The sequence below is a fragment of the Roseateles sp. P5_B10 genome (assembly GCF_056400485.1).
Map to the genome: position 1 here is coordinate 1 of NZ_JBFULE010000172.1, position 15,188 is coordinate 15,188.

Here is a 15,188-nt window from a genome sequence, read left to right on the forward strand (position 1 = left end):
TACAAGGCCTTGGCCAGGCCCAGGCTCGTGCACAGCGTCTGGGTGCCTGCCGCCTGCCAGCAGGCACGCAGGGCCAGCAACCGGGCCTGGGGCGCGATGCCGGCGATGCCCAGGCCGTTGTCGGCCCGCGCCGCGATGATGCCGGCCACGGCCGTGCCATGGCCCTCGGCCGGCAGTGCCTTGTCGTCGACGAAGTTCTCGTTGAGGGCGACCTGGCCGGCGAGGTCGGGGTGGTTGGCCTCCACGCCGCTGTCGACGATGGCCACGCGCACGCCGCGGCCGGTAGCCAACTGGTGCAACTCGGCCAGATGCCACTGGCGTGCAGCCGGCTGGGCCTGGTAGAGCGGCTCCTGCTGGCTGCCCTGGGCGCGGTAGAGGCTGACGGGCTGGGCCCAGGCGACGCGCTTGTCTTCGGCCACGGCCTCGGCGACCTTGATCGGGCTGCGCGTGTCGCCCTCGGGCAGGCGCATGACGAAGCAGTCCACGCCGGCCAGCGGCATGGCCCATTCGCTGCGCATCTCCAGCTTGTGGGCCTGGGCCAGCGACTGGGCGACCTGCTGGCGCGACTGCCGGCCCACGCCCTCGCCGTAGGTGCCTGCATAGCTGCCGTCGGGCCGGTAATGGGCCTTGGGCAGCTGCAGCATGACGAGGACCTGGCGCTGGGCCTCCTCGGCCTGGGAATGGGCGCCACTGMCGGTCAGGCAGCAGGCCAGCAGCACCAGCAAGCGCAGCCAAAGTCTCATTGGGCCGGCCCCGGTTGCAGCGGCTCGGCCAGGGCGACGATGGGAGCCGTGCGCAGGGCGGCGAGGCCCCGGGCGTCGACACGCAGCAGCCAGGCGCCGGTCTCCGTGGGGCCGGCGACGACGCCGGCGCCCTGGGCCTGCAGCAGTTCCCGCACCGCCTTCTCGGTGGTGCCGGGCTTGAACATCACCAAGGCATCCGCCACGACCGGCACGCTGCCGCTGGCGGACAGGCCCTGGTAGGTCGGCCCGTCGGGGCGCGGCGCCAGCACCAGGGCCAGCAACAACGCGACGGCCGCACCTTGCAGGCCCAGGGCCCAGGGCATCCAACGCGCCGCACGGGCAGGTTTTGGCTTGGCAAGCTGCATCAGCGCATGCATCTTCGCCAGCCCCGCCTCGACGTCACCGCCCTGCAGCGGCGTACCGGCCACGTTCAGCAGCGTCTGCATGGGCTGCTCGGCTGCCAGCTCGTTGCGGCAGGCGGTGCAATGCAGCAGATGGCGTTGCACCTGGCCGGTCTCGTCCTCGCCCAGCTGGCCGCGCGCATACCAGGGCAGCAGCGCCTGCACGGCGGCATGCTCGTCATGTTCCATCGGAATCACCACACTCATCACAGTTCTCCTTGCTCCAGCCCGGCGAGATCGTCGAGCAGGAGGCGCAGCCGGCGCCGGGCATAAAACATCCGTGTCTTGACGGTCTCGGGCGGGCAGCCGACGACATCGGCGATCTCGGCATAGGCCATGTCATGGAAATAGCACAGCTCCACGACTGCGCGGTGCTCCGGCGACAACTCGGCCATCGCTGCGCGCAGCCGGCCGCGCAGCTGCTCCAGCCCCAGGCGCTGCTCGGGTCCTGGCCCTGGGTCGGTCGGCTCCTCGACGCTGTCGCCGTCCACCGGCAGGTCCTGGCGGCTGAGCGCCTTCAGGGCCTTGCGGTAGGCGATGCCGAAGATCCAGGTCGACAGCTTGCTGCGCCCGTCGAAGCTGTCGGCGCGCTGCCAGACGACCATCAGGGTGTCGTTCAGCACCTCCTCGATGGCTTCCGGCTGGCGCATCAGATGCGACAGAAAGCGCCACAGCCGGGGGTGGTAAACCCGATAGAGGGCGTCGAATTCCGCCCGCTGCCCGCGCTTGATGCCCTCCAGCAAGGCCAGTTCCAGCACCTCGGCCGCCGGCCCGCGGGCAGAAGCAGCCGGGGCCGACGGGGCGTCATCGCGCTTTTTCCTGATGCTGGGCCACTTCAACATGCTCGCCACACGGGGTTCCATTGCGTATGAGTCCCGGCTCGGTGCCAGGAGGTTCAAAGCGATGGTAGCGAGCCCCCGGCTCAGGGGGCTAGGCCAGGCCGGCCAACGTCATCTCATGCAGCCAGTGCGATTCGGCAAAGCCCTTGGTGTCATAGAGCTTCTTCAGGCGCACGGTGGGCACGGGCAGCTTGCAGGCGGCCGCGGTGAAGTTCTGCTCGCCCTTGCCTTCCTTCCAGGCCGACTGCCAGACCGTCGCYAGCGTGACGGCGCCGTCGGCCATGCGGTTCATGGTGCGCTCGCCCAGTGCGGCCCACATCGCCGCCGACTGGCCACGGCCATGCACCCGGCGGTAGACCTCGAGCACCTCCTCGGGCGGCAACTCCTCGATGGTGCGGCGCATCAGCTGCACGACGGCGTCCGCCGCCGCCATGGGGCCCGTGAACAACGGGCGCTTCACCGCCGCACCCACGCGCTGCTTGACGCCGACCACCACCTCGTCGGCGGCCTGGTTCAGCATGTCGTCCTCGTAGACGGCATGCACCTTGTCGTCGTCGGCGTCGTCCGGCTGGCCATGGTGCAGCTGCGAGACATGCAGGGGCTGGCAGGCGTCGCCAATGTAGTGGGCCAGCACGCCGGCGGCACAGACGTAGGCGTCGAGCTGCTTGGCGGCAGCGGCCTGCACCATGACCTTGTAGAGCTCGGCAACGCGAAACGGCAGCGCGCCACGGTGCGCGGGTTTGCGGGCGGGGTCGATGCTGCTGTAGAACTGGTCCCACACCTGCGGGTCGCGCGACGCYGGGTCCTGCTGCCAGAGCTGGATCAGCGTCCTGCCCTGGAAGGCGGGCCCGCGGCCGGGCTCGTCCATGTCAGCGAAGTGGTTGGCCTTGTCCTTGCCTCGGGTGCTGCGCCAGACCAGGTCGGGCACATCGGCCAGAGCGATGAATTTCGATGTCTGCGTGGCGCCGGGCAGCTTGCCAGCGGTGATGTCCTCGTCGCTGACGCCGATGGCCGTCGCATTGGCCTTGAAGACGGCCTTGGCCTTGGCCGTCTGCAGCGCGAAGCAGGCGGCATAGCCGATGTTGTAGTGGCCGACCTTGCCCCAGTAGCGGCTCTGGCCGCTGCGCCAGTCCTCGACGAGCTCGACATTCAGCGCCTTGCACAGCGAACTGAAGCCGGTGGCCAGCGCGAACTCGGTGGCGCGGTTCGAATGCAGGGCGCCGAAGCCATGGCCGCCCCATTGCACGGCCAGCGGCCGGAAGTTCACCGGCGCAGGGGCGCCCTGGTCCTTGGCGGCGCGGTCGGCCACCTCGTCCCAGAACCACACGGCACCGGAGTCGCCCGGGCGCGTCTGCACGGTCTGGCCCGGCCGGCGCGGGCCGATGAGGAATTCCGCCAGCGCATCCACGCCGCCCACGCTGGCATGGCGGTAGAACAGCCCATGCACGCAGCCCTCGGTGCGGATGCCACCCGGCAGCTCCGTGAACAGCGGGCAGCCGATCAGGTTGAGGCTCATCTTGTCGGAGCTCAGGTCGATGACGGGGCCGAAACCGCCGACGCCCAGGTACTGGGAATTGGTCGAGCCGATGCTGTCGAGTTTGACGAGGGCGGCGTCCAGCGTCAGCCGGGTATCGCGGCCGGCAAAGCCGGGGTAGATGTCGGCCAGCGGCAGCGCGTCGACGCTGCGCGACGTGATGTGCCCAATGCCGACCTTCTTGCCACGCGGCAGCGCAAAGACCGGCGCGCCGGGCTCGGTGCCCGAGGTCACGTGGCGGCTGACGAGGGCGAAGGCGCAGGCGCCGTCCTCGACGATGGCCGACGCCACGCCCATGCGGGTCGCACCCTGGTCGGCCACATGAACCTGGAAATTGGGGCCGAACTTGTCCGCGGCATAAAGGGCCGTGTCGGCCGGCGGCAGGTTGGCCACGCGCCGCTGCACGAGCACGGGGCAGGTGCGCACCTGGCGGCCGTCGGGCAGGTAGAGCACCGGCGGCACCGCCAGCTCGGGGTGGCGGGACAGCGTCTTGCGGTCCAGCCATTCGGTGACGAAGACCAGCACGCAGGGCCAGGACCAGGGCCGGAAATTGCTGTTGTCCAGCGTGCGGGGGCCGAGCTCCTTGCCGGTCTGTTCGGCATGCTCGTCGGCGTAGTTGGGGTCGTCCAGCCGGATGCGGTAGCGGCCCATGGCCGTGCCGATGACGGTGGGCAGGTTGGCGATGTGGACGTGGTACTGGTCGCGCGCCTCGAGCAGGTCGCGCACGCTCAGGGTGCGCGGGTCGGCGCGGCGGATGAAGCGGTCCATAGGGTCTTTCGCAGGGCGGATCAACGGCCGGACGCTATCAAGCCCCGGCCCCCGCCGCCTCATCAAGCCTTGGGAGGCGCTATCGTTGCACCATGAGCGAAGCCGGCGCCCTGCCCCTGGACACCCTGACCTCGGCCTGGGCCGGCGGCGCATCCGACGCCGAGCCGCAGTTGCAGTCCGGCGGTGGCGAGACCGGCAGCGGCCGTGAATGGCGGGTCAGCGGTGACTGGACGGTGCTGGCCCTGCGCGAGCGCTATGTGGAATTCCGCCAGCGCGTGGCCGCCGCCGTCACCGAGACCCCCGATGCGCTGTGGGACCTGCGTGCCCTGGGGCGGCTGGACACCGCCGGCGCATTGACGCTGTGGCAGGGCTGGGGCCGCAAGCCGCCGCGGCGGCTGCTGTGGCTGCCCGAGCATGTGACGCTGTTCTCGCAGTTCATGCAGCCCGGCGCCTTCCCGAAGCGCAAGCGCAGCCTCGGCCCCGGGCTGGAACTGGCCAGCTTGAAGACCCTGGCCTTCGCCCGCCATGGCGTCGACATCGTCGCCCTCATCGGCCGCCTGCTGCTGGACTTCGTGCAGATGCTGCGCCACCCCTCGCTGATCGGCTGGCGCGAGATCTCGGCCAATGTCTACCGCACCGGTGCCCAGGCGCTGCCGATCACCGCCCTGGTGGGCTTTCTCGTCGGGCTGACGCTGTCCTATCTGATCTCCCGCCAGCTGAAGGCCTATGGCGCCGACATCTTCGTCATCAACATCCTCGGCCTGGCGGTACTGCGCGAACTGGGGCCGCTGCTGGCGGCCATCATCGTGGCCGGCCGCTCGGGCTCGGCGATGACGGCGCAGATCGGCGTCATGCGAGTCACGCAGGAGCTGGACGCGCTGTCGGTCATGGGCATCTCGCACACCGTGCGCCTGGTGGCGCCCAAGGTCATCGCGCTGGCCATCTCGCTACCGCTGGTGGCTCTGTGGACAAGCGGGCTGATGCTACTGGGTGGCATGACGGCGGCCAGCGCCCAGCTCAAGCTCGACCCGATGCAGTTCGTGCACATCCTGCCCAGCGTCGTCGAGCCCGTCAACCTGTGGCTGGGCTGGATCAAGTCCATCCTGTTCGGTGGGCTCATCGCGCTGCTGGCCTGCCATTTCGGGCTGCGCGTGAAGCCCAATACCGAGAGCCTGGGCCAGAGCGTCACGCAGTCGGTGGTCACGGCCATCACGCTGGTCATCGTCGTTGACGCGGTGTTCGCGGTTCTCTTCTCCAACCTCGGGGTCTGAAATGAACGATCCGGAACCCATCATCGAAGTCGAGAACGTGACCACGGCCTATGGCGGCCATGTCATCCATCGCAACCTCAACCTGACCGTGCACCGCGGCGAGGTGGTGGCGCTGATCGGCGGCTCGGGCTCGGGCAAGACGACGCTGCTGCGCCTGCTGCTCGGCCTGGAAGTGCCCCAGGCCGGCACGGTGAAGATCTTCGGCCACCCGCTGGGCCRCTGCGCGGTGCGCGACCTGGAGTGCGTGCGCTACCGCTGGGGCGTGCTGTTCCAGGCCGGCGCGCTGTTCTCGGCGCTGAGCGTGTATGACAACGTCGCCCTGCCGCTGCGCGAGCTCAAGAGCGTGCCGGCCGACCTCGTCAAGCCGCTGGTCATGCTGAAACTGGCCCAGGTCGGCCTCAAGCCCGAGGACGCGTTGAAGCGCCCGGCCGAGCTGTCGGGCGGCATGGTCAAGCGCGTGTCGCTGGCGCGGGCGCTGATCCTTGACCCGCAGTTGCTGTTCCTGGACGAACCCACCGCCGGCCTGGACCCCGACAGCGCCAAGCAGTTCGTCAAGCTGCTGCGGCGCCTGCGCCAGGAGCTGGGCCTGACCGTCGTCATGGTCACGCACGATGTCGACACCCTGTTCGCCGTCGTCGACCGCGTCGCCGTGCTGGCCGACCAGCGCATCATCGCCAGCGGCCCGCTGTCCGAAGTGGCGCGCCTGCCCCATTCCTTTGTGCGCAACTTCTTCCTCGGCCATGTCGAGCGCTGCGCCGAGGAGGATGTGCGGCGCTTCCGCCTCAGCCTGGACGACACGAGCGATGACGGCGGCGTGCCGGCCGTGCTGCGTGAAGACGCTAACGTCTGAACTTATGGAAAACAAAGCCCACGCCCTGGCCGCCGGCCTCTTTCTGCTGCTGCTCGGCCTCATGCTGGCAGGCAGCGTCGCCTGGTTCCAAGGCGACCGCACCGAGCGCGTGCGTTACACCGTCGTCGCCCGCAGCGGCGTGCCCGGCTTGAACCTGAAGGCGCCGGTCAAGTTGCGCGGTGTCGAGGTGGGCTACGTCGAGACGATTGGCTTCGACCCGGTCGACCCGCGCCAGATCCTCGTCGGCATCGCCGTCGATGCGGCCGCGCCCGTGTCGACCCAAACCTATGCCCAGCTCGGCCTGCAGGGCGTGACCGGCCTGTCCTTTGTCGGCCTGGAGGAGGCCGATACCAAGGGAACCCTGCAGCGCGCCGCACCCGGCACCCGCCTCGCGCTACGGCCGACGCTGCTGGATCGCCTGGCCGAGAGCGGCCCGGGCCTGGTGACCGGCTTTGCCGAGACGGCCACCCGGCTCAACGCCCTGCTCAGCGACGACAACCGCATCCAGCTCGGCAAGACGCTCGCCGAGCTGCAACAGGCCGCCGGCGACACCAGCAAGCTGATGGCTGCCCTGCAGCCCAGCGCCCGCGAACTGCCGGCGTTGCTGAAGGACTCCGACGCCACCGCCAAGCGCGCTCAAGCCGCGCTGACCCGCATCGAGGCGCTCGCCGCCGATGGCCAGTTGCTCGCCCAGGATCTGAAGGCCCGCGCCAAGGCGCTGGACCAACTGGAGGCCGCCGCCGCCCAGGTGCAGGCCACCAGCCGCAGCCTCGAACTCGCGCTGGTGGGCGACACGCCGCCGCGCAACCGGCCTGTGCTGGCCGACGTGTCGGCCGCCAGCCGCAGCATCGAGCGCGCCGCCAACGACCTCGGTGACCAGCCGCAGAGCCTGCTGTTCGGCCGCAGCGCGCGGCCGCCCGGGCCCGGCGAGACGGGTTTTGCCGAACGGCTGAAGAAATGAAAACAGCATCGATCCTGCTGGCCGTCGCGCTGGCCTTGAGTGCCTGCTCCCTCGCACCGACGGCGGCACCCCGGGCCGTCTACGACCTCGGCCCCGCGCCTGCGGCGGCCGCCAGTGGTGGTGCGCTGGCCTGGCGCGTGGCCGATGTGACGGCGCCGCCCTGGCTGTCGGGCGACGGCATTGCCTATCGCCTCAGCTTCCAGCAGGCCCAGCGCCTGGAGCATTACCGCGACAGTTTCTGGGCCGCACCGCCCGCGGCCCTGCTGACGCAGCGGYTGCGCGAACAACTCGTCACGCCACCCGCCTGCGCTGGCCGGCCGGCGGCGCTGCTGGCCATCAACCTGGACGAGTTCGAGCAGGTGTTCGCCAGCCCGGCCAGCAGCCAGGTCGTGCTGCGCCTGCATGCGACGCTGTGGCCCGCCGGCGCCACCAGCCCGCCAGTGCAACGCCACTGGCGCATCGAACGCGCCGCCGCTACACCCGACGCACCCGGCGCCGTGCGCGCCATGGCCCAGGCGGTGGACGAAATGCTGCCGCAACTGGCCGACTGGCTGGCGGCATCCGCCTGCCGCTGAATCCGGCACGGGCTGCGAGTCCAGGCCTTACCGGGCGGTCGATGGGCCAGCGCGGCGGCGCTGCAAGCGGACCAGCACCAGCAGGCCGGCGCCGGCCATCATCCAGCTCGACGGCTCGGGCACGGCCGCCGCCGTCATGAACTGGCCCGAGGCCGAGCTCGTGGTGACGCCGTCGGGCAGGGTCCAGTTGAAGTGCAGGGTGTTGCCGAAGTCGGCGCTGGTGTTGGGGCTGCCGGCATAGGGCAGCGCCACGGCCGAGGTGTGGAGCTCGGCATAGATGAAGACCTTGCTGTTGCCCAGGGGGATGGCCAGCTCATCGCCCAGGACCGTCGTGCCGGATTTCAGCTGCATGGCCGGGGCGTAGTCGTTCAGGTGATCGAAGAAGTCGGCCTTGGGGTCGCCGACATAGAAGCGCGCCCAGGCCTGCGCATATCCGCCGGGTGTCAGCGTGCCGTCGATGCTGACGCTGAGGTACCGTGTCCCAGAAACGGGCCAACGATTCGGCGCCCGTCTGGGCATGGCAGCCCGGGCATGGTGTGGCGCTGGAGGCCGCGTGCAGCGTGCCGTCGCTCAAGGCAGCCATGCCCCAGGCATAGGAGTACTTGTAATACGACGGCGTGTTGGCCATGGCAGAGAAGCTGCCCTCGCCACCGCTGCGGGTGCCGCCCGTCGTGCCGGCGTAGCTGCCGTAGTTGGGCGTCGCGGCTTGCGCGGTGAAGGTCAGCAGGGTGGCGCTGGCCAGGGCCAGCGCGAGAGTCATCGAGGTCTTGTTCATGGTGGTCTCAAGTTCAGACATTCAGGGGTTGGGTGTTCATCAGTGCCCGCGCGCGGGCGGCGATCTGTTCGGGCCGGGGCACGGCGGCCTGCTCCAGCGGCCAGCTGGCCAGCGCCGGGGCGTCGGGACCGGTCAGGCGCCGGGGCGCGACCTTCAGTTCGGCAAAGGCCTCTTCGGCGACGACGGCGCACAGCTCGGCCGCCAGGCCGCACAGGCCGCTGGCCTCGGTCACGCACAGCAGGCGGCCGGTCTTGCGCACCGAGGCCAGCACGCTGGCCGTGTCCAGCGGCTTGAGGCTGCGCAGGTCGATGACTTCGGCCTCCACACCCTCCGCCTGCAAGGCCTGCGCAGCGGTGAGGCAATGGCCGACGGTCTTGCCGTAGCCCACCAGCGTCAGCGCGTCGCCGCGCCGGCGCACCGCGGCGCGCCCGGGCAGCAGCAGTTCGTCGCCATTCACGTCGCCCGGCGCATGGGCCAGGCCGATGTCGCTGAACAGCAGGCTGGGCAGGGGCTGACGCAAGGCACCGGTCAGCAGCCCGGCGCTGTCGCCCGGCGTGCTGGGCATCAACACCTGCAGGCCGGGCACGTGGGCGAACAGCGCCTCCAGGTTGTGGTTGTGCTGGCCGCCGATGGACCAGCCGGCACCGGTCTGGGCCAGCACCACCATCGGGAACTCGAACTGCCCCCCGCTCAGCGCCCCGAGCTTGCCGGCGCTGTTGACCAACGCGTCCATGGCGAGCATCAGGAAGGGCGAGAACAGCAGGTCCACGACGGGGCGCAGGCCCATGGCCGCGGCGCCCACGGCACAGCCGACGATGCTGGCCTCGGCCAGCGGCGTGTTGCGCACGCGCTCGGCACCGAAGGCGGCCAGCAGCTCTGGGTTCTTGGTGGCCACGCCCTCGCCGATGAAGATGACGCGCTCGTCGGCCGCCATCGCGCGGCGCAGCGCTGCCATCAGCGCTTGCTGGGAAGTCATTGTTTGCATCTCTCGTGCTCCTTCAGGCCAGTTGGGGCCAGGGGGCCGCAAGCGCGGCGGCATGGGCCTGCTCGATGGCGCCACGCACCCCGGCCTCGCGGCGGGCCAGGTCATCGGCAGTCAACATCAGCCGTTCGGCCTGGCGTTGGATGGGGTCGCRCTTGAGCCACTGGGCATGCTCGGTGGCACAGACATAGGCCTGGTCGTCGGGCTCGAAGTGGCCGCGCTGGCGGTAGGTCGTCAGCTCGAGCAGGCGCGGGCGGCCGCTGTCGCGGATGGCGGCCACGGCCTGCACGGCGGCGGCGTGAACGGCCTCGACGTCATTGCCGTCCACCACCTCGGCCACCAGGCCATGGCCCTGCACCCAGTCGGCCACGTGCTCGCCGGGCATGGTCTCGCGGCGGTGCACATAGGCCTGCCACTGGTTGTTCTCGCAGACGAAGAGAATCGGCAGGCGCCAGGTCGCGGCCAGGTTGATGGCCTCGTGGAAGATGCCCTGGCAGGCCGCGCCGTCGCCGAAGAACACGGCTGTGATGCCCTCGGGCTGGGCGCCGAGCTTCTGAGCCAGCGCCACGCCCGGCGCCAGCGACAGCCCACCGCCGACGATGGTGGACGTCAGCACCACACCCAGTGCCTTGACCGAGATGTGCAGCGAGCCCGAGTGGCCACCGCAATAGCCGCTGGCGCGGCCCAGCACCTCGGCGAACATGCGCTCGGGGTCGGCGCCGCGCGCCAGCAGGTGGCCGGCGCTGCGGTGGTTGGTGAGCAGCTTGTCCTGCGGGCCCAGGGCGGCGACGACGCCGACGGCGMAGGCCTCCTGGCCGACCGAGGTGCAGGTACCGGGGTTGCTGGGCGAGGCGGCAACGATGAGCTGCTGCTCGTAGGCACGGATCTGCAGCATGGCGTCCAGGCGGGAGGACACGGTCGAGGCGGTGGCGGCGTTCCCAACGGGTGCTGCTGGCAGTTCGCGCGGCGTGGGAAGGGTGTTCGTACTCATGTCGGTCTTTCTCAGTTCAGCAATGCGGCAAGGCGCGACAGATCCAGCGCGGCGACGGCGTCGCGCATCGGGGTCGCATAGGTGGGGTTGTTGGGGTGGGTGCTGGCGCAGACGGTCAGCAGCTGGATGCGCGTGCGGTGGTGGGCGTCCCAGGGGAAGCCCGGGTCCAGCTTGACGAGGCGCTTCAGCGGCCGTCCGGCGTCGGCAGGCCCGGGCAGGCGATGGCGGCCGCTGCCCAGGCGGTAGGGCTCGCCGAGCTGGCCGGCGTCCATCGCGGAACGGGTGGTGCGCAGGCTCTCCAGCTCGTCGACCAGGCCCTGGCGGCCACGTGCCAGTTGCGCGTGATAGCTCGCCTCGCCAGCCTTGCGCTGGCGGGCCGCCATTAGCAAGGCGCAGGCGGCCTTGGCGTTCTGCGGCCGGATCTGCTCGGCCTGGCGCTCGGCGGCGGCAAGGTCAAAGGGCTGCAGCGCGCGCTCGTTGCGGTGGTCCCAGTCCTCGATCTTGCGTTGCTGCTCGCGCTCGAAGTGGCCCAGCATCTCGCCCACCGTGACGGGCACCCAGGGCAGGCGACGCTCGGGGCCGATGACGGCGCAGCCACGAAACACCGGCCAGCCCTGCATGGCCTCGCCRCGCTCGCCTTCGAGGTAGGCGCTGAGCTGCTCGTCATGGGCCCAGCGGTTCAGCGTCGTCAGCGGCGAGTTGATGAAGAGACTGAAGCCGGCGCGCGGGCCGATGCGCTGGGCGGCTTCGGCGTGAATGCCGCAGTCCTTGCCTATCCAGGTCTTGGGGCCGAAGCCCTGGGCATGGATGACGGCCTCGCGCGGGCGGCGGCTGGGTTCGTCCGAATCCATCACCTGGCGGGTCATGCGCAGCCTCACGTCGGGCAGGGCCAGCAGGCCGGGGTTGGGCCGGGCCTGGGCGTCGAACCGATCCATCACCGCATGCAGCGGCTTGAACGAGGCGTGATTGACCGGCAGGCCGTCGCTGCTGATCGGCTCGGCAGCGTTGACGGCCCAGCAGCCGGCCTGGGCGGTGCCAGCGGCGAGCACCAACCCTGCGAGCAGCGCGGCGGCGGCCTGGGCGCTCAGCGAGGGGTTGGGACGTGTTTTCATGGATAGCTCTCCTGATTCGGCGGTTTCGGGCAAGGCTGCGCCGCGCCGCTGCCTGGTGGGCTTCGGCCGGTTGATGCCTTGGGGGATGCGTGTCTCGCGCCGGGTCTGTCCGGCATGGGCTGTACTGTGGTCGGCGAGCGCTTTTCGCGCTGCTAGTTCTCCACTAAGGGTTTGTTAAGTCTTTGCTAACGGCGACGCGATGGCCTGCTTGCCTATCATTCCGACCTCGACCCAACCACCGCGCCGCACCTTGCCGCAACTCCCCCCCGACTGGGCCGCTCATCTCGAAAGCGGCGTCTCCCACCGCCTCGGCGGCAGCCATGCCGACGGCCAGCCCGAGATCTGCCGCGGCCTGGCCGCTCAAGCGCTGGCGGACGGCCGCGTCGAAGTGCTGCTGGCGGCCGACATCGCCGACCGGCTGCTGGCCGCCGTCCAGGCGAGCGGGCGCATCGCCTACGTCGCGGCGCAGCCGGGCAGCCATCGCACGCTGCACGTGAAAGGGCTGGACGCCGAGGTCTTCACGCCCACGGCCGGCCATGCACCGCTGTTCGAGCGCTGCCGTGAACGATTCATCGCCCAGGTCGAGCCCTACGGCTTCAGCCGCGAAGCCATCATGGCGATCTGGTACGACCTGGGCGTGCAGCGCCTGGCCGGCATCCGCTTCACGCCCTGCGGCGCCTGGGACCAGACGCCCGGCCCAGGTGCCGGCAACCCCGTGGAACTGCTGCGCTGATGGCCCGCCTTCCCGGCATCTGGATCGATCACCTGCAGCAGGGCGTCACGCTGCGCGTGGGCTCGAGCACGCCCGAGGGGCAGCCCGAGCTGGCCTTCGCGCACGGCGCCTGGGCCCTGGCCGACGGTCGCATCGAACTGCTCGCACGCAGCGAGGCGGGCGCCGAGTTGCTCGACGCGATCCGCGCCACCGGCCGCGTCGCTGTCTCCGCTGGCCTGCCCAGCACCTGCCGCGTGCTGCATGTGAAGGGCGTGGACGCCAAAGTGCTGCCCGCCTATGCCGAGCAGGGGCCGAAGTTCGCGCATTGCTTCGAGGCCTGGCTGCGGCAGATCGAACTCTTCGGCGCCGACCGCCGACAGGTCAACGCCGTGCTCGGCGACCTCACCCTGGCCGACCTCAGCTGCGTGCGCTTCACGCCGCTGGCCGCCTGGGACCAGACCCCCGGCCCCGGCGCCGGCCAAGCCATCGACCTGTTGCCATGACCGACACCCCCACTCCTCAAACGGAACGTCGTGCGCTCAAACTGCGCGACGTGCGCCGCCTGCTCGAAGGCGTCATCCCGCCGGCGATGTGCTCGGTGGGCGCCGACGGCATGCCGCACGTCAACTACCTGTCGCACGCCGAGTACATCGACGACGAGCATGTCGCGCTGACCTACCAGTTCCTCAACCGCGCCCGCGTCAACATCCTGGCTACCGGCCGCGTCGCGCTCAGCGTCGAGGACCCGATCACCGGCGTGTCGGTGCTGCTTCAGCTCCGGTATGAGCGCACGGACACCGAGGGCCCGGTGTTTGAGCGCCTGCGCGCCAAGCTCGCCGGCATCGCCGCGCAGACGGGCATGGAGAAGGTCTTTCACCTGCGCGGCGCCGACGTCTACCGCGTCGAATCGCTGCGCAAACTCGACCCGGTGCACCCCCTGCCGGCCATGGCGCCGCGTTGCGATCTCGCCACCGGTGTGCGGCGCCTGAGCGAGCAGCTCGCCGAAGCGCCCGACCTGCGCAGCCTGCTGCAGGCCTTCACCACCGGCCTGCAGCGCGACCTGTGCATCGGCCACGCCATCATCTGGCTGCTGGACGAGCAGCGCCAGGGCCTCTATACGCTGGCCAGCATCGGCTACGAACAGGCCGGCAGCGGCGCCGAGCTGCCGCTGGCGGAAGCCGGCCTCGCCGGCGTCGCGCTGCGCGAGAACGTGCCCATCCGCATTGGCCACATGAGCCAGATGTACAGCTACGGCATGTCCTGGCGAGCCAAGGCCGAGCAGCTTGGCCTGCAGGCCGCCATGGCTGACACCATCCCCATGCCCGGCCTGGCCAGCCCGCGCAGCCAGCTCGCTGTGCCGCTGCGCGCCCGTGGCCGCACGGTCGGCGCGCTGCTGGTTGAAAGCGAGCACGATCAGTTCTTCAGCTATGACGACGAGGACGCGCTGACGGCCGTTGGCGCTCAGCTGGCGCAAGGCCTGGCAGCTTTGCGCACGACGGAGCTCGTGGAAGAGCCSGTGGCGGCGGCCCCCGCGGCCGAACAGGCGGCCGGCGGCACGCCGCTGCGCTTGCGCCACTACCCGCGTGACCACAGCGTCTTCATCAACGACGAGTACCTCATCAAGGGCGTGGCCGGCGCCATCATCGCCAAGCTCGTGCGCGACCGGATCGACAGCGGCCGCGAGGCCTTCAGCACGCGCGAGCTGCGCCTGGCCGGCGGCGACCTGCGCCTGCCCGAGGTGCAGGACAACCTCGGCGTGCGCCTCCTGCTGCTGGAGCGCCGCCTGGCCGAGCGCGACTTCGGCCTGCACATCGAACGCGCCGGCCGCGGCCAGTACCGCCTCATTGCCGACGGCCCGCTGAGCCTGACGACCGAGGGCTGAGTTGCGCGTCGGACGCGCCATGCGCTACCGTCGAGACACGAGCACTGGCCGGCCTGGCCGCACCTCAGCCCTGGCACTGGAGACCCTCGTCGTCACGGCCGCAGTGCCGTAGCGTTGACAGGCCCTAAGACACCATCAACGAAGTGATGCCGGTCTGGCCCGGGTGGTAGAGCCGCAGGCGCACGAAGTAGCGACGACCGGCAAAGAGCTTGTAGACGATGCTGGCATTGCGGTCTTCGCCGCTGTCGTCGTCGGCCGCCAAATTGCGCGGCGTGCCGTTCACGTCCTCGAACAGGCCCAGCAGCGTGTCCGACGCGCCCTTGGTGGCGATGGTGTACCTGCGCGACTCGGTGGGCTTGAACAGATAGTCCACCTGTTGACCGGCCGCAAGGGGCACGACCACGGCCTTGAAGGCTTCCAGCGTCGGCGTCTGGGCCGCCTGCGCCGGGTACCACTTCAACAACCAGGCCTTGTCGGCCTTGGACAGCTTGCCGGGCGGCACCAGGCCGTCGACGTCATATTGCTCGGGCTCGTCGATCAGGCCAGGCTCGAACTCGTACTCCATGATGGAGTCGGGGTCCCAACTCGAGCCCTGCACCTGGCTGGGCTCGAGCTTCTCCAGGATGTTGTGGAAGGTCGTCTCGCGCGTCCAGCTGTTGGGCGGCTTGCCCAGCGAGGTGTAGACGGCCTCCTCATGCCACTTGATGCCGGCAAAGGGGTTCTGGTGCTCGTGCTCCATGCCCAGCACATGGCCGAGTTCGTGCAATGCGGTGCCGCGGCCATACTCCGTGG

General features: G+C 70.2%; 17 protein-coding genes. 7 read left to right on the top strand and 10 right to left on the bottom strand.

The window, feature by feature from the left end; genetic code table 11:
- The 4 genes from AC1DU6_RS12985 to AC1DU6_RS13000 form a co-directional block, all read right to left on the bottom strand.
- On the bottom strand, positions 1-743 hold a 743-nt coding region (locus AC1DU6_RS12985; RefSeq protein WP_477857604.1), incomplete at its 3' end, for a S8 family peptidase.
- Positions 740-1,351, bottom strand: a complete 612-nt coding sequence (locus AC1DU6_RS12990) for a zf-HC2 domain-containing protein (protein WP_457322610.1) — start codon at positions 1,349-1,351, stop codon at positions 740-742. The genes AC1DU6_RS12985 and AC1DU6_RS12990, both read right to left, overlap by 4 nt.
- Positions 1,351-1,986, bottom strand: coding sequence for an RNA polymerase sigma factor (locus tag AC1DU6_RS12995; protein WP_457322611.1), 636 nt, complete (start codon positions 1,984-1,986; stop codon positions 1,351-1,353). The genes AC1DU6_RS12990 and AC1DU6_RS12995 overlap by 1 nt, the downstream gene beginning before the upstream one ends.
- An 88-nt stretch (positions 1,987-2,074) precedes the next feature.
- Positions 2,075-4,285: a phospholipase C/P1 nuclease family protein gene (locus tag AC1DU6_RS13000; protein WP_457322612.1), complete on the bottom strand. Its 2,211-nt coding sequence runs from the start codon at positions 4,283-4,285 to the stop codon at positions 2,075-2,077.
- A gap of 92 nt (positions 4,286-4,377) precedes the next feature.
- On the opposite strand from AC1DU6_RS13000, the gene AC1DU6_RS13005 reads away from it, so the two are divergent.
- The 4 genes from AC1DU6_RS13005 to AC1DU6_RS13020 are packed head-to-tail and all read left to right on the top strand — an operon-like array spanning position 4,378 to position 7,942.
- Positions 4,378-5,556: an MlaE family ABC transporter permease gene (locus AC1DU6_RS13005; protein ID WP_457322613.1), complete on the top strand. Its 1,179-nt coding sequence runs from the start codon at positions 4,378-4,380 to the stop codon at positions 5,554-5,556.
- A 1-nt stretch (position 5,557) separates the two neighbouring features.
- The gene (locus AC1DU6_RS13010; protein ID WP_477857607.1) at positions 5,558-6,406 is read left to right on the top strand and encodes an ABC transporter ATP-binding protein; all 849 of its coding nucleotides are present in this window, start codon (positions 5,558-5,560) and stop codon (positions 6,404-6,406) included.
- A gap of 4 nt (positions 6,407-6,410) precedes the next feature.
- On the top strand, positions 6,411-7,367 hold the full coding sequence (locus AC1DU6_RS13015; RefSeq protein ID WP_457322615.1) for an MlaD family protein: 957 nt from the start codon (positions 6,411-6,413) through the stop codon (positions 7,365-7,367).
- Entirely contained in the window at positions 7,364-7,942 is a 579-nt protein-coding gene (locus AC1DU6_RS13020; RefSeq protein WP_056197320.1) for an ABC-type transport auxiliary lipoprotein family protein, read from the top strand. Before AC1DU6_RS13015 ends, AC1DU6_RS13020 begins: the two co-directional genes overlap by 4 nt.
- Before the next feature lie 27 nt (positions 7,943-7,969).
- Here AC1DU6_RS13020 and AC1DU6_RS13025 read toward each other — a convergent pair whose 3' ends face one another.
- Genes AC1DU6_RS13025 through AC1DU6_RS13045 form a run of 5 tightly spaced genes read right to left on the bottom strand, consistent with a single transcriptional unit; the run spans position 7,970 to position 11,802 of the window.
- Positions 7,970-8,293 carry a PEP-CTERM sorting domain-containing protein gene (locus AC1DU6_RS13025; protein ID WP_477857609.1) on the bottom strand — a complete coding sequence of 108 codons (324 nt, stop codon included), beginning with the start codon at positions 8,291-8,293 and terminating at the stop codon, positions 7,970-7,972.
- Positions 8,256-8,717, bottom strand: coding sequence for a hypothetical protein (locus AC1DU6_RS13030; protein WP_477857611.1), 462 nt, complete (start codon positions 8,715-8,717; stop codon positions 8,256-8,258). Before AC1DU6_RS13030 ends, AC1DU6_RS13025 begins: the two co-directional genes overlap by 38 nt.
- A gap of 13 nt (positions 8,718-8,730) precedes the next feature.
- Entirely contained in the window at positions 8,731-9,693 is a 963-nt protein-coding gene (locus tag AC1DU6_RS13035; RefSeq protein WP_477857613.1) for an alpha-ketoacid dehydrogenase subunit beta, read from the bottom strand.
- A 22-nt stretch (positions 9,694-9,715) separates the two neighbouring features.
- Complete coding sequence (locus AC1DU6_RS13040; RefSeq protein ID WP_477857615.1) at positions 9,716-10,690, bottom strand: thiamine pyrophosphate-dependent dehydrogenase E1 component subunit alpha; 975 nt, start codon at positions 10,688-10,690, stop codon at positions 9,716-9,718.
- A gap of 11 nt (positions 10,691-10,701) precedes the next feature.
- Positions 10,702-11,802 (bottom strand): hypothetical protein, encoded by a 1,101-nt coding sequence (locus AC1DU6_RS13045; protein WP_477857617.1) that lies wholly within the window; start codon positions 11,800-11,802, stop codon positions 10,702-10,704.
- 250 nt (positions 11,803-12,052) lie between these two features.
- Between AC1DU6_RS13045 and AC1DU6_RS13050 the strand changes: the two genes are divergently transcribed.
- Genes AC1DU6_RS13050 through AC1DU6_RS13060 form a run of 3 tightly spaced genes read left to right on the top strand, consistent with a single transcriptional unit; the run spans position 12,053 to position 14,396 of the window.
- Entirely contained in the window at positions 12,053-12,535 is a 483-nt protein-coding gene (locus AC1DU6_RS13050; protein WP_457321914.1) for a hypothetical protein, read from the top strand.
- On the top strand, positions 12,535-13,017 hold the full coding sequence (locus tag AC1DU6_RS13055; RefSeq protein ID WP_457321916.1) for a hypothetical protein: 483 nt from the start codon (positions 12,535-12,537) through the stop codon (positions 13,015-13,017). Before AC1DU6_RS13050 ends, AC1DU6_RS13055 begins: the two co-directional genes overlap by 1 nt.
- Positions 13,014-14,396: a GAF domain-containing protein gene (locus tag AC1DU6_RS13060; protein WP_477857619.1), complete on the top strand. Its 1,383-nt coding sequence runs from the start codon at positions 13,014-13,016 to the stop codon at positions 14,394-14,396. Before AC1DU6_RS13055 ends, AC1DU6_RS13060 begins: the two co-directional genes overlap by 4 nt.
- 124 nt (positions 14,397-14,520) lie before the next feature.
- Here the strand turns inward: AC1DU6_RS13060 and AC1DU6_RS13065 are convergent.
- Positions 14,521-15,188: zinc metalloprotease (locus AC1DU6_RS13065; protein ID WP_477857621.1), on the bottom strand; the 668-nt coding region annotated here is incomplete at its 5' end.

What these genes read in the sequence shown, in the direction of transcription:
- AC1DU6_RS13055 (WP_457321916.1), top strand. Translation starts at nt 12,535, where the DNA reads ATGGCCCGCCTTCCCGGCATCTGGATCGATCACCTGCAGCAGGGCGTC.
- AC1DU6_RS13005 (WP_457322613.1), top strand. Translation starts at nt 4,378, where the DNA reads ATGAGCGAAGCCGGCGCCCTGCCCCTGGACACCCTGACCTCGGCCTGG.
- AC1DU6_RS12990 (WP_457322610.1), bottom strand. Translation starts at nt 1,351, where the DNA reads ATGAGTGTGGTGATTCCGATGGAACATGACGAGCATGCCGCCGTGCAG.
- AC1DU6_RS13035 (WP_477857613.1), bottom strand. Translation starts at nt 9,693, where the DNA reads ATGACTTCCCAGCAAGCGCTGATGGCAGCGCTGCGCCGCGCGATGGCG.
- AC1DU6_RS13025 (WP_477857609.1), bottom strand. Translation starts at nt 8,293, where the DNA reads ATGCAGCTGAAATCCGGCACGACGGTCCTGGGCGATGAGCTGGCCATC.
- AC1DU6_RS13030 (WP_477857611.1), bottom strand. Translation starts at nt 8,717, where the DNA reads ATGAACAAGACCTCGATGACTCTCGCGCTGGCCCTGGCCAGCGCCACC.
- AC1DU6_RS12995 (WP_457322611.1), bottom strand. Translation starts at nt 1,986, where the DNA reads ATGTTGAAGTGGCCCAGCATCAGGAAAAAGCGCGATGACGCCCCGTCG.
- AC1DU6_RS13015 (WP_457322615.1), top strand. Translation starts at nt 6,411, where the DNA reads ATGGAAAACAAAGCCCACGCCCTGGCCGCCGGCCTCTTTCTGCTGCTG.